We start from the raw sequence: 12,011 nt of genomic DNA on the forward strand, positions 1-12,011 counted from the left end.
ATGGATGAGCTTAGAAATATATTAGATGAAGCTATTCAGAGATATTCTTCAAATGATTATTACGAAAAGTTAAAGTCAGCAAAAGAAGAGTATTTCAAGTTAACAGGTAAGCTATCAGAAGAAGACGAAGACTATGAATCACGTATGAACGGTTTCGTTTACTGGTATATCACTCAACGTGATCAAGATTCAGCAGGTCCTTTAATTAAAAATTATCTTTCAGATATTTCGATTGATGACTCTAAGAAAGAAGCGATGCTTGAAATTAATCATTCTCTCTTTGAGTATCGTGGTCAAAATCTTTTTAAGAAACATGTCTTTAAAGACATTCTTCATAATTCAAAATTCTATATCCCAAAAGATGAATTCACTCTTCAGCTTGTAAAGGATGATCTCTTCATTGCAAGAACAATCACTCATGAAGGCAAGACAATGTTACTTGATGATATCTCTGTTCTTCCTTACGATGCCAGGGGTCCACTTGTAAAAGAGTCGAAGAAGGTTAGAAAACTCAATGACCGAAAAAGAGATATGCAATTTCTTTTAAAAATTGAGGCCCTTAAAACGAAGTGGCGTCAGTATGGCCATATCGACCCAAAGAAAATTTTTATTTTTAAATAGAGTTAAGCTTCTTCTAGTGCTTCAACTTCTTTGAAAGTATGCTTCTTTTTCCAAAGAACATAGGGAATTACACCAAGAAGATTAACTGTGATATTGACCAAGAAATATAGGTTGAAAAAAGAGGCGCCTTTTTCTTGTCCAAATGCCTTGAATAATTCTTCAAAGACTAAGTGTCCAACTCCTGCACCTGCAGGTGATACAGGTACTGCAATCGAAATAAGTCCGATTGGTACAATACTGAAAAGTTGTTTAATTCCGATATTCGTATTTAGAAAAGAGTGACTGAGACTCCAAAATGCTGTGATCGCAATCATATGAATAAGAATGGAAAGAGTTATGGTCTTAATAATTACGCGTCGGTTTTCACCAATACGCCAGAATGTTTCAGTAATATCTGAAAGCTTATTTCCAATGACAGGTAAGATTTTAAGTAATTCAATGACATGTTTCTTAATTGCCTTAGGCATAAATAAGATAATGAGAAAAACACTCGCTCCAAGAAGAAGCATAATATTAAATGAGATAAGAGGTTTCACTTTAGGTGAAAGGTTAACGAGATCTCCATAAAAGTAAATTGAAGATAGTCCTGCAACAATGATGAGTCCAATAAGTCCAATGATGCGATCAATTAAAGCAGTGCTTAAAAGAAATGATTTCCTTAAAAGTGGATCACAGTCTCTTACATAGAGAAGCTTAAGAAAGTCCCCTGTAACAACACCCGGGAGAAAAGTTGAAAAAAATTGTCCAATTAAATTAATTGGATAGATCTTATTAATATGAATCTTTTCACTCTTTGTCTTCAGTAGCATTGACCAGCGAAAAGCGGCCAAGAATGAACCTAGAATTAAAAGAGAGAATGCGATCAGGGCCCATGGCCCATTTTTAAGGACTTGCCCAATTAAGCTAAGATCGAGCTTATCGGATTTTACCAGCCAGTAGAGAATGGCCACAGCAAAAATGATTTTTAGAATTGTCTTATATGACGCCTTGAGCATATTCTTTAATTTCCCTCTTAAGGCTTAAAAGTTAACATAAATAGTGCTAATCTAGTATAAATTTTTAGAAAGGAAGAAACTTGAAAATTACAGTTATTGGAACAGGCTACGTTGGACTCGTTAGTGGAACATGTTTTGCTGAAATTGGTCACACTGTAACTTGCGTTGATATTGATGAAAGTAAGGTTGCCATGATGAGACGTGGTGAATCACCTATTTTTGAACCGGGTCTAAATGATCTCTTAGAAAGAAATATTAAAGCTGAAAGACTTACTTTTTCAACAGGACTTGAGTCAGTAAAAGATTCAAAATCAATCTTTCTTGCTGTGGGAACTCCATCTGGAGATGATGGCAGTGCAAACCTTTCATATTTATTTCAAGCAGCTGAAGATGTTGCAAAAAATATTAGTGATGATGCAATCATTGTTATTAAATCAACTGTTCCAATTGGAACTTGTGAAAAAGTTAAAGAGATTGTTGCTAAAAATACAAACAAGAAATTTCACATTGTTAACAATCCTGAATTCTTAAAAGAGGGCTCAGCTATTGAAGACTTTATGAGACCTGATCGTGTTGTTATCGGTCATAATGATCCTGAAGCTGCAAATGCTATGGAAGAACTTTATGAGCCTTTAGTTAAGCAGGGGAACCCTATCTATATGATGTCAAATCTTTCGGCAGAGATGACAAAGTATGCGGCCAACTGTTTCTTAGCAACTAAGATTTCTTTTATAAATGATATTGCAAGACTTTGTGACACTCTTGGAGCGGATATCAATGAAGTTCGCCAAGGTATCTCAAGTGATAGAAGAATTGGTTCTCACTTTCTTTATCCAGGACCTGGTTATGGAGGATCATGTTTTCCAAAAGATGTTAAAGCTTTAATTTATACAGCAAAAGAACATGGCCATACACTTAGAGTTGTTGAGTCAACTGAAGATGTTAATGATGAGCAAAAGCTATACATGGCAACAAAGATAAAAAAACATTACGGTAGTAACTTAAGTGGAAAGACTTTCGCTTTTTGGGGAGTTGCATTTAAAGCAAATACCGATGATGTAAGAGAGTCGCCAGCAATTTATATGGCACAAGATCTAATCGATGCTGGTGCAAAAGTTCGCTTCTTTGATCCTGAAGGTGGACCAAATTTTATGAAGGCCGTTGGTGAAAAGTATCATAAATCAATTGAAGAAGTGTCTAATAAGTATGACTGTCTAAGTGGTTGTGATGCAATGGTTACAGTGACAGAGTGGAGAGAATTCTCAACTCCTGACTTTTCAGAAATCTCGGCCCGCTTAAATGAAAAAGTGATCTTTGATGCTAGAAACCTTTTTAAAACGCAGAAAGTTTTAGATGAAGGTTTCACTTACTATGCAATAGGAAAGAAAATATAATGAATGAATTGGTCGTTGCCAATATTCAAGTATCTTCAACTCTTGATTACAAATCAAATCTAAAAAAAATTAAAACATACTTAACTCAAGCAAAAGAAGAGGGGGCCCAAGTGGCCTTCTTGCCTGAGTGTTTTTACTCGATCTCCAATGGTCGAGCGCCAAGCCCTTATCTTGTGGAGTGGGACAATGAACACTTTGATAACATCAAGCAATTGGCCATTGATTCTGGGCTCTTCCTTATTGGGGGCTCTGTTGCTTTTAAAACTGATAAAGGTATTCTTAATAAGGCCATTAACTTTGATCCTCAAGGTAATGTTATTGGTAGCTATGACAAGTGCCATTTATTTTCTTGTGACATCACAACAGTAGATGAACAAGGAAATACAAAGCATAAGAAAATAAATGAAGGGGATATTTATATTGCAGGCAATGATCCTCTCATTATAGATGTCCTTGGTTGGAAAATTGGAATTGCAATCTGCTTTGATCTACGCTACCCAAGCTTTCTTCAATATTATTATGATAAGAAAGTCGATCTAATTACCTTTGCTTCAGCTTTTACAGTTCCCACTGGAATGGCCCATTGGCATACGCTTTTAAGGGCCCGCGCTATCGAAGGGCAATGCTATGTCGTTGCAAGTGCACAAACAGGAGAGAATAACCCTGGTATCCATACTTTTGGCCATTCTTTGGTTATTAATCCTTGGGGAGAAGTGCTTTCTGATCTCAAAGAACTTGAAGGAGTGTCTATTAAAAGACTCAAAAAAAGTAAGATATCAGAAACTCGTTCGAGAGTAATTCTATAGTCTAATTTACTGAAATCATTCAAGAAACAATATAATTTTGTGGATTTTCATAATTAGTTGCCGATAAGAGTCTAAGATAAAGCTTAGGAGGCAAATATGGAATTACTAGAAATTACGCTTGTGACTGTTGTCATGGCACTTGCCACCAGTGGAAATATTATTCTTTCAGGTTTAAGTTATTGGGAAGCTGAAGATAATATGCAAAAGCATATTTCTCATACTCAAGACGACTATGGAATTAGAGAAGCTGAGCTTGAAGAGCATACAAAAGTCGCATAGTTAAATACATTGAAATTTTCAAAAAAATAAGGGCCACTATTAAGTGGCCCTCTTTGTTACATAAATGGGTTATCGCCCTTTGAGTGATCAGTGACATCCACAATATCAACGATATCAGGAAAGTGCTGCTTAACTAATCTTGCAACACCATCTGTAAGAGTTGCTTGAGAAGCAGAGCATCCTTGGCAACCACCAGTCATTTTGACGTAGAGTTTATCATTGTCGTAATCAACTAGCTCGATATCTCCGCCATGAGCGGCAAGAGCTGGTCTCACTTGTTCATCAAATAGCTTTTCAATTTTTCTAATCATAACTATATCCTATTCCATTAATTGATTTAAATATCCCATTATCGAAATTGCCGCATTTTCAACTCGCATGATTGATGGCCCAATATTTACTTCTTGGAAACCACGATCGACAAATTCCTTAATCTCTTGGTTTGTCCAACCGCGCTCGGGGCCGATGGCAATTGTTAATGGTCGCTCTATATCTATCTTAACATCTTTTAGCTTTGTTTGTGCATATGGTGAAAGAATAATTCTTTGTTCATCTTGAGCAAGACTTTGTTCATATTGATAGGTCTTATGTAGTTCAGGTGACTTATAAAAAACTGCTGATTGACTAAGGCCAAGAAGGGACAGCTCCTCAAAACGTTCATATATTTTAGACGTTAAGTAGCTCTTATCACTTAGAATTGCCTTATGTATTTTAAATCGGCTAGCTCCCATTGCACTACAATGCTCAAATAACTTCTTCATTGTTGGAGGTCGACTTGCCGCTATTGAAAGAGTTATTGGATAGTGTTTACCTGCTAAGATTTCACCTACAATAACTTCAATTTGTTCTCCTAGGGTAAAGACCTTTAAAGTTGTTAGGCCTTCTTCAAGGATTGTTCCTTTCAGTTCGTCGCCAATTTCAACCTTGATCACATTACGTAAATGTTCACTTTGTTCAAAAGTGAGAACAGCTTTTTTACCTTGAATTTGATCTTTTCTAAGTATGATTGAATTCATTTTCTTTAATTTTAGTTAGTTATAGCTATCAATCTTTTACCACTACTTGCACCTAATGGGTATGAGTTTTAAAGCAACTTTGTCACAGATCGTCAATAGAGAGCACTCATTCACGCTACTTATGGCACCAATGGGGTGGGGGAAAACAAGGCTTATTTGGGAGTTTGTTGAGGACTTTGATCGAATTATTATTGTCTCTCCCTTACGTTCAATCCTGGAAGATTTAAAAGATAGAGATTGTGTTGTGAATAATATTTCTGATAAAGGGGTCTTTCTTACAACTGTGGAGTCCTTTTCTAAGAATGATCTAGACTTTGCTTTGAGGTCAAACTCGCTCTTTGTCTTGGATGAATTTCATCTCTTCTATGAATGGGGGGAGACATTTCGTCCAAGGCTTCTTGAGTTCTTATATAAAATATCTTCATCAAGTACCAAGGTGATCGGCTTAAGTGCGACAATAACAGATGAGCTTTATCGTATCATTGAAAGGGATGTTGAAAATAATTTTAAGCACTTTTGTCTTTTAAATATTGGTAACTTTCAAAAGAAGAATATGTATAAGAAGAAGGATGTCGTAATAAGGCCCCTGCTCTTGTTAAAGCTTCTCTGGCGACAACTTTTCTTCTCTCAGGGAAGAACGATATTATTTTGCTCAACAAGAAAAGAGGTTTTTATGTGGAATCGTTTCTTTTCTCGTTTAGGTCTATCTTGTGACTATTGTGTCGGTGGTGAAGTTAAAGACTTTATAGCCAGAGAGTGTGAGGCCCCCGCTCAAATCGTAATAGCAACAAGTGCCTTAAGTCATGGAGTAAACCTTAGAGGAATTGAAAATATTTATATAAGCTATTGTCCAAATGAGTCGACAAATTTCCAAATGATAGGAAGAGGCGGACGTTTTGGTGAAGAATTCCAATACGTTGGAACAAAAGAAGTCGGAAACTCTTGGATTGCAAGAATTCACTACAAGATATGTGATTATCTCTTTATAATGACCAAGGACGTATTACTATGGTTGAATTAGAAGGTATTCTTGTAAATAAAATTCCATATCAAGACAAACACTTGATAGGGAATCTCTTACTTCGAAATGGAAATAAAATTTCTGTGATGTTCTATGGCGGACAAGGTGGAGGAAAGAGGAAGGTATCTTCTGTTTTACAGGTGGGTTACCTATTTAAGGTGAGCTTTGGACGTATCAAAGATAGTTTTGAAATCATGACTTCTAAAGAGCATGTGGAAAAGTGGTATCATAAGAATATTTCTCATAATCCAATGGCCTTTTATCTTTTGTGTTTCTATTGTGAATTGACACAATCATTTGCTCCTCAAATCACGCAAAAAGATGACTTAGACCTACAAGAGCGCACACATGAAGGAACCTTTAGACTTCTTTCAAATGCGATCTTTCGTCTTGATGCTGAAGTTATAAAGCCAACATATGATCCTAATTTCGAGTTATTTATATTCTTAGTTAAAGCAATGGTTGAACTTGGAATTTTTCCTCGTACTGAGACTTGTGCTATTTCTGGAGTCGAGATTAGTGATGACGATTATGTCTCTTTATCTATTGAACAAGGTGGCTTTGTTCACTATGACCACTTAAGTCCAGAAGAGCAAAGACTTATCAGTACAGATGAAGGTCGAGAGTTAAGATCTGAGATGCTTAGAGTTGCTTCAAGTAAGTATCTTGATTGTCCAAAAAAGTTAAATATTTCTAAGAGTATTTTAAATAAATTAGTTAATTATATTTGCTATCACCAGCACACAACAAGAGAACATTATAAGTCTCTTTCTCTTCTTTTATAAATCCTCGAATATTTTATAAGTAAATGAGAATGACTTCGCTAGATTTGTATTCTTTGCTACATCAAAAAGAGTTTCATCTGAATAATTTAGGACAAATGAGCTTCTCGTGAGCATATAGGATAGGTTGAAGCTTGTTGAGAGATAGTACTTATTTTCGCCTTTGATACCATCAATAGAAACAGCACTATCTTGCCAATAGGTAAGTGAAGTTCCTAAGCGAAGCTTTGAGTTTGGAGAGTGGCCAAGACCAAAAGAGGTTGAATAACCAAAGCCAGGGGCCACTTCTTTATCATCAATTTCTCTTTCAAATCCGTAATGTCCTTCAAGAGTTAGCGAGTAATCAAAATCATAAATTAATTTGTAGAAGGCAAAACCAATTGTTGATTCAAAGACCCCACGGCTGAGTGAGTCTGATAGAAGAGGATCTTCATAATTATAAATTGAATTTCCATTTGGAAATAATTGTTTAAAGAAAATAAAACCACGGGGTTTTAGCGGGTTGTAGGTAAACTCTGGTAAGAACTCCCAAGTGAACTGAATACTGGGATCAACCACTTCAGTAGTACTCGATTCTGTTGAAGTTGACTCAACTGTTCTCTTCTTTATAGGTAAATCAAACGCAATCTGATAGCAACTATCAAATAAGTAACTTCCTTTAAAAGAAATAGTTTCTGTAATTTCATTCTTAGAATTAACAGATTCAATTTTACCACTTGCTAGTGCTTCATTTGTAATTGTTGAATTTGTATAAGCAAGCTTTGCTTCCCACTGGTGATCCCCAAGAATAATATTTGGAATATTTGCTCCTCCACCACAGCAAGAAGATGCATATGTTTGGAAAGAGAAAAGTGAGAGTAGGATTAAAGTGTAAGTGGCCATGATACTGAGTCGTAAATATTTCCGTTTTCTTCTAATTGTAAATGGAAGTCCCAAAGACCGCCCATTGTGAAGTAGACGTCTGTTAGTTCATAGATTCCTGTTGCCAATTTATTTATTGAAATTGGATAAGATCCATGTCCCATATTTGGCATCCATAGATACGCCTTGAAATTACCAATTGGGTCTGTGAAATTTCCAGCACTGTCAGTTAAAGATATTGTAATCTTTGAGCTATCATACAGGAGTGGCCCCTTTTTCCACTCCCGTGAAATAGTTAGGGATTCTGTTTCAAAGCGAAGGTCCGTTGTAATACTATCATCACCTCTAAATGGATCTGATAGCTTTCCAGTGAATGGTGAATCACCACAACTTATGACAAAAAGTGAAAGTAGGATTAATGAGAAAAACCTCATTACTTCTTAAGCTCCACATCAACAGCAACGATTTCTTCATTAAGCTCAAAACGTACTTGCCAGTACCCTTTCATACGACCCATAAAGAATTTTGCTGTTCCATCAATTACTTGATCTTCACCATAGGCCCATTCAATTGCTGGTCCACCATGTTGATGACCGTTAGCCATCATCATCCATACATAGACTTTTAAGTTTTCAGGAGCTATTTTCTCTCCTGAATCTTTATCGTAAACTACGGCTTCAAAATTTGAAGGAGCTCCATCGAATGGCCCGTTCGTCCATTCCATATCAACACAAAGATTTTGTGATTCAAATTGATATGGGCAGGCAATGATTGAAGTTGTCAGCAGTAGTGCAATAATTGTTTTAAACATTTTTACCTCGCGATATAGCAGCCAAGTGTTTTTGAAAGTGTATATGGTAATTTCTTATTTTCTTTTAATGCAGTTAGAACATCATTCAAATAGAACTTTGTTGAAAGCTCTGGGCTTCTCTTATTTGTCACAGCACCTTGGTACATCACTTCTTCATTCTCATCGATTAGAAAAACATGTGGTGTCTTAAATGCTGAAAACTTATTAGCATATTTTAAGTCTTTATCAATAAAGATAGGGAAGTTGATTTTAAATTGATCAAAATATTTTAAAGCGGAGTCTTTACTTATGTGCTTATTAGAACTGAAGCCGATAAACTCGACATTATCAAATTTCTTAGCGAGTGAGTTAATATAATCAAATTGTTTTTGTGAGCATGGGCAACTTGGAGAAAGAAAAATAAGAACTTTCTTCTTATCTTTAGATGTGGAAATAGCTCTTTCTTTATGTGATGAAAAATCATAGCGTATTTCACTGAGTGCACCAAAGGCCATGCTTGAGATCAGTAGAAGAATTAGTGTTTTCATGAAGTTCTTATATAAAACTTAAGCCGATTTCACAACAGAACAAGGAGCTTTTGTGTACTATTTATTATTGATTAAAATCAGCTTTTGAGGACGTGAGAGCTTTTTTATCTGTGCTTCTCGTTTACTGGCACTTGAGCGATCTAGATGTTCTTCTGTAAAGAGAATTTTTTTAGGAGGGTTGGCCTTGGTGAACTTTGCACCTTTAGGGTCATTTTTGTGTTCTTCAAATCGTCGCTCTACATCAGTTGTAATCCCCGTGTAGAGCTTTCCATTTTCAGTTTCAATAATATAAACAAACCATTTGTCGGCTTTTGCCATTAATTCTTTCTCGCTTGGTATGTATCGTCTTTCATAAGCATCCCAGTACCGATACCGTACTTTTCTTGAGTGCCTAGAAGTGATTTTAACTCACCAGTTGAGATTTTACCATTGAAGTAATTAAGGTAGCTTTCAAGTTTTGTCTTTAGAGTTTCACCGTGCTCATTTAATAGTTCAATTCTAAAGTTTGAGACACCCTTTGCCATTAACTCATCCACAAGGTCTGTTGAACTTTGGGCAACGGCATTGAACATCGTGTTTCGACATTCTTGATCGGCCTTAATAAAGTGCATATTTCCAAATTGATCTTTTAATTCCACATGGTGTTCTTCACATGGTTTTCCACAATCTTTAAATGAAGAACCTTCAGATAAGAATGCAGCAAATACACAGTGTTCCATATGAAAGCTTGGCATATATTGGTGAATATTGACTTCTATTTTCCCAGCGTCAGTGTTGACCAGAAGGTTCTCAAGTTGTTTTGCATTGAGATCATAAGATGAAGTCAGTGTCTCAAAACCTTTATCAAGCAGATAATTGGCGGTTTGAGAGTTTGAAATATTTAATGAGAAATCTCCTTTTAAAGGGATGTCACATTTAGAGCGTAGATATTGATATGAACCTAGGTTACGACAAAGAATAAAGTCTGGTGCAAGTCGAGTTAGGACATTTAGATGATGGTATTCTTTTGGTTTAAGAATTCGATTAGTTGCAACTCCTACACGACAATTCTTAAGTCCTCTTAAAAGCTCAAGAGATGGTTTGTAGTCTTTACCAAATTCAAAATCTAATGTGATATTAAGCGCATCATATTCACATTCTTTTAAAATATCGAAGGCTTCTTTTACTTGGTCAATATCTCGAAGTAGGAAATTAAGAGTGATATCTATTTCACTAACTTCTTTTTTTGTCAGCTGATATTCAAATGCTTTTGGTATTTTCACTTCAAGACGTTTTTCATTAAGTCTAGCTACGGCATCTTGTCTTAGCTTCTTTAATGTCTTTGAGTGAATGAATGGAGACTTCTCTCCTAGAGTAAGTTTGAAATCATCTACTGAATAAATTGTTCGAGAAAGAGCGGATGCATCTTTTTTAACTTTTTCAATATCTGCTTCTCGTCTAGCTTCTTCAACGATATCTTCACTTTCAACGATAATAGTATTCTTTCCATCATCAATTTTATAAGAAAGCTTTTCACTAACAATTGCTTTTAGCTCGATTTTGACAGGGATTCGTTTTTGCTTGTTAATATCTGTCACAAGAGATTCACTTTCTTTGATGACGTTTGGATCAGAATTTAGATAAAGCATCATTCCAGGGCGAAGCTGTTGCCACTTAATATCGTGTGCAAGTGATAGAGTAACTCTTTTTCCTTTTCTTTTTACATCAAAGATAGATGAGCCTACTTCTATTTCTTTATTGTCATCACAAACAACAATACCCATTCCATTTTCAAAGCTACGGTCTGTATCAATTTCAATTGTTGGCCTGGATACTTTTTTTACCTTACCAATTTCAATCCCTCTGTGATTTCCGTAATTTCCTTTCACTAATCTTTGGTGATCAACTCCGTGGAGCCAGCCAGAAAAGAAGCCGCGAGAGTATGTTAGAGACATTTTATCAAGGTCTGCCTGAGAAAGAGGCTTTCCTTCTAGCTTCGCTTTAAAAGCACTTGCAGCAGTTGAAACATATGATGGTGCTTTAAGACGGCCTTCAATTTTAAGTGAATCGACACCAATATCTTGAAGTTCATTTGCTTCCTCTATTCCACAAAGGTCTTGAGGAGAAACAAGATAGCTCATTTTATTTCCGTCTTTTGTCAGATCTCTCTTTTCACCGTCCACAAACATTTCATAAGAAAACCTGCAACTTTGGGCGCATTGTCCGCGATTGGCAGAACGTCCTCCAATACTTTCAGAAGTAAAGCATTGACCTGAATAGGCGACACATAGAGCACCGTGTGTGAAGACTTCTAATTCTTTATCTGTATTTTTTCTGATTTCTTTAATTTCAGGAATTGAGTTTTCACGGCCTAGTACAAATCTTTCAATATTGAGGTCATCAAGAAATGTTATGTGGTCGTGATTTGTTACTGTCATTTGAGTTGAGCCGTGAATGACTTGATCAGGATATGTCTCACGAATAATCTTTGCTAGGCCGATATCTTGAACGATAAGAGCGTCAGGTCCTAATGCAACAACTTCTGAGAGTTTAGCAATTGCCGCCGGCAACTCTTCTTCGAAAATGAGTATGTTAAAGGCCACATGAACCTTAACACCATAGAGGTGGCACATATCGATGATCTCTTTTAACTCATTTACAGAATGATCATGTGTTCTACCGCGGGCATTAAATCCGGGCATTCCCACATAAATTGCGTCAGCGCCACCATGGATGGCAGCAAGGCACATTTGCATATTCCCCACAGGGGCCAAAATCTCAGTTTTCTTCATTTGTGGGTTGTAGCACGAAGTGTCGAAAATACAAGGAAAATCAGGCAATTAGGAAAAAATTATGGTCAAAATAATTAGCCGATTAGAGTACAAAAAGGTATACTTTCACCAATTATATTTAAGAGTA

15 protein-coding genes are annotated in these 12,011 nt (G+C 36.1%); 6 read left to right on the forward strand and 9 right to left on the reverse strand.

What is annotated here, in order from left to right; all coding sequences use genetic code 11:
* Positions 1-621: a hypothetical protein gene (locus tag ACMAZI_RS03310; RefSeq protein ID WP_114705607.1), complete on the forward strand. Its 621-nt coding sequence runs from the start codon at positions 1-3 to the stop codon at positions 619-621.
* A 2-nt stretch (positions 622-623) separates the two neighbouring features.
* Here the strand turns inward: ACMAZI_RS03310 and ACMAZI_RS03315 are convergent, their stop codons facing one another.
* Positions 624-1,616: a lysylphosphatidylglycerol synthase transmembrane domain-containing protein gene (locus tag ACMAZI_RS03315; RefSeq protein ID WP_412473771.1), complete on the reverse strand. Its 993-nt coding sequence runs from the start codon at positions 1,614-1,616 to the stop codon at positions 624-626.
* 80 nt (positions 1,617-1,696) lie between these two features.
* On the opposite strand from ACMAZI_RS03315, the gene ACMAZI_RS03320 reads away from it, so the two are divergent.
* The 3 genes from ACMAZI_RS03320 to ACMAZI_RS03330 all read left to right on the forward strand — a co-directional run bounded on the left by ACMAZI_RS03320 (position 1,697) and on the right by ACMAZI_RS03330 (position 4,095).
* Positions 1,697-3,010, forward strand: a complete 1,314-nt coding sequence (locus tag ACMAZI_RS03320; RefSeq protein ID WP_114705605.1) for a UDP-glucose dehydrogenase family protein — start codon at positions 1,697-1,699, stop codon at positions 3,008-3,010.
* A complete protein-coding gene (locus ACMAZI_RS03325; protein WP_412473770.1) occupies positions 3,010-3,816 on the forward strand; it encodes a nitrilase-related carbon-nitrogen hydrolase in 807 nt (268 codons plus the stop codon). The genes ACMAZI_RS03320 and ACMAZI_RS03325 overlap by 1 nt, the downstream gene beginning before the upstream one ends.
* Positions 3,817-3,912: 96 nt before the next feature.
* Positions 3,913-4,095 (forward strand): hypothetical protein, encoded by a 183-nt coding sequence (locus tag ACMAZI_RS03330; RefSeq protein WP_114705603.1) that lies wholly within the window; start codon positions 3,913-3,915, stop codon positions 4,093-4,095.
* Positions 4,096-4,151: 56 nt separating this feature from the next.
* On the opposite strand, the gene ACMAZI_RS03335 is transcribed toward ACMAZI_RS03330, so the two are convergent.
* Positions 4,152-4,406 (reverse strand): NifU family protein, encoded by a 255-nt coding sequence (locus tag ACMAZI_RS03335; RefSeq protein WP_114705602.1) that lies wholly within the window; start codon positions 4,404-4,406, stop codon positions 4,152-4,154.
* A 9-nt stretch (positions 4,407-4,415) separates the two neighbouring features.
* Positions 4,416-5,111, reverse strand: a complete 696-nt coding sequence (locus tag ACMAZI_RS03340) for an RsmE family RNA methyltransferase (RefSeq protein WP_114705601.1) — start codon at positions 5,109-5,111, stop codon at positions 4,416-4,418.
* Positions 5,112-5,172: 61 nt separating this feature from the next.
* On the opposite strand from ACMAZI_RS03340, the gene ACMAZI_RS03345 reads away from it, so the two are divergent.
* On the forward strand, positions 5,173-6,132 hold the full coding sequence (locus ACMAZI_RS03345; protein ID WP_158536750.1) for a DEAD/DEAH box helicase: 960 nt from the start codon (positions 5,173-5,175) through the stop codon (positions 6,130-6,132).
* On the forward strand, positions 6,120-6,917 hold the full coding sequence (recO, locus tag ACMAZI_RS03350) for a DNA repair protein RecO (RefSeq protein WP_114705599.1): 798 nt from the start codon (positions 6,120-6,122) through the stop codon (positions 6,915-6,917). Before ACMAZI_RS03345 ends, recO begins: the two co-directional genes overlap by 13 nt.
* Here recO and ACMAZI_RS03355 read toward each other — a convergent pair.
* Genes ACMAZI_RS03355 through ACMAZI_RS03380 form a run of 6 tightly spaced genes read right to left on the reverse strand, consistent with a single transcriptional unit; the run spans position 6,912 to position 11,884 of the window.
* Positions 6,912-7,796 carry a hypothetical protein gene (locus ACMAZI_RS03355; protein ID WP_412473769.1) on the reverse strand — a complete coding sequence of 295 codons (885 nt, stop codon included), beginning with the start codon at positions 7,794-7,796 and terminating at the stop codon, positions 6,912-6,914. The genes recO and ACMAZI_RS03355 overlap by 6 nt on opposite strands.
* On the reverse strand, positions 7,778-8,209 hold the full coding sequence (locus tag ACMAZI_RS03360) for a hypothetical protein (RefSeq protein WP_114705597.1): 432 nt from the start codon (positions 8,207-8,209) through the stop codon (positions 7,778-7,780). Before ACMAZI_RS03360 ends, ACMAZI_RS03355 begins: the two co-directional genes overlap by 19 nt.
* Positions 8,209-8,586 carry a hypothetical protein gene (locus ACMAZI_RS03365; protein WP_114705596.1) on the reverse strand — a complete coding sequence of 126 codons (378 nt, stop codon included), beginning with the start codon at positions 8,584-8,586 and terminating at the stop codon, positions 8,209-8,211. The genes ACMAZI_RS03360 and ACMAZI_RS03365 overlap by 1 nt, the downstream gene beginning before the upstream one ends.
* 2 nt (positions 8,587-8,588) lie before the next feature.
* Positions 8,589-9,113, reverse strand: coding sequence for a redoxin family protein (locus ACMAZI_RS03370; protein ID WP_114705595.1), 525 nt, complete (start codon positions 9,111-9,113; stop codon positions 8,589-8,591).
* 57 nt (positions 9,114-9,170) lie between these two features.
* Positions 9,171-9,431: a GIY-YIG nuclease family protein gene (locus tag ACMAZI_RS03375; protein WP_114705594.1), complete on the reverse strand. Its 261-nt coding sequence runs from the start codon at positions 9,429-9,431 to the stop codon at positions 9,171-9,173.
* Entirely contained in the window at positions 9,431-11,884 is a 2,454-nt protein-coding gene (locus tag ACMAZI_RS03380; protein WP_114705593.1) for a U32 family peptidase, read from the reverse strand. The genes ACMAZI_RS03375 and ACMAZI_RS03380 overlap by 1 nt, the downstream gene beginning before the upstream one ends.
* Positions 11,885-12,011: the final 127 nt, after the last annotated feature.

Origin of the sequence: Halobacteriovorax sp. YZS-3-1 (assembly GCF_047084945.1) — a bacterium.
Taxonomy (GTDB): Bacteria; Bdellovibrionota; Bacteriovoracia; order Bacteriovoracales; family Bacteriovoracaceae; genus Halobacteriovorax_A; species Halobacteriovorax_A vibrionivorans.

Coding starts and splice junctions, on each gene's coding strand:
- ACMAZI_RS03310 (WP_114705607.1), top strand. CDS start 1: ATGGATGAGCTTAGAAATATATTAGATGAAGCTATTCAGAGATATTCT.
- ACMAZI_RS03370 (WP_114705595.1), bottom strand. CDS start 9,113: ATGAAAACACTAATTCTTCTACTGATCTCAAGCATGGCCTTTGGTGCA.
- ACMAZI_RS03340 (WP_114705601.1), bottom strand. CDS start 5,111: ATGAATTCAATCATACTTAGAAAAGATCAAATTCAAGGTAAAAAAGCT.
- ACMAZI_RS03345 (WP_158536750.1), top strand. CDS start 5,173: ATGAGTTTTAAAGCAACTTTGTCACAGATCGTCAATAGAGAGCACTCA.
- ACMAZI_RS03315 (WP_412473771.1), bottom strand. CDS start 1,616: ATGCTCAAGGCGTCATATAAGACAATTCTAAAAATCATTTTTGCTGTG.
- ACMAZI_RS03365 (WP_114705596.1), bottom strand. CDS start 8,586: ATGTTTAAAACAATTATTGCACTACTGCTGACAACTTCAATCATTGCC.
- ACMAZI_RS03335 (WP_114705602.1), bottom strand. CDS start 4,406: ATGATTAGAAAAATTGAAAAGCTATTTGATGAACAAGTGAGACCAGCT.
- ACMAZI_RS03355 (WP_412473769.1), bottom strand. CDS start 7,796: ATGGCCACTTACACTTTAATCCTACTCTCACTTTTCTCTTTCCAAACA.
- ACMAZI_RS03380 (WP_114705593.1), bottom strand. CDS start 11,884: ATGAAGAAAACTGAGATTTTGGCCCCTGTGGGGAATATGCAAATGTGC.
- ACMAZI_RS03330 (WP_114705603.1), top strand. CDS start 3,913: ATGGAATTACTAGAAATTACGCTTGTGACTGTTGTCATGGCACTTGCC.
- ACMAZI_RS03325 (WP_412473770.1), top strand. CDS start 3,010: ATGAATGAATTGGTCGTTGCCAATATTCAAGTATCTTCAACTCTTGAT.
- ACMAZI_RS03360 (WP_114705597.1), bottom strand. CDS start 8,209: ATGAGGTTTTTCTCATTAATCCTACTTTCACTTTTTGTCATAAGTTGT.
- ACMAZI_RS03375 (WP_114705594.1), bottom strand. CDS start 9,431: ATGGCAAAAGCCGACAAATGGTTTGTTTATATTATTGAAACTGAAAAT.
- recO (WP_114705599.1), top strand. CDS start 6,120: ATGGTTGAATTAGAAGGTATTCTTGTAAATAAAATTCCATATCAAGAC.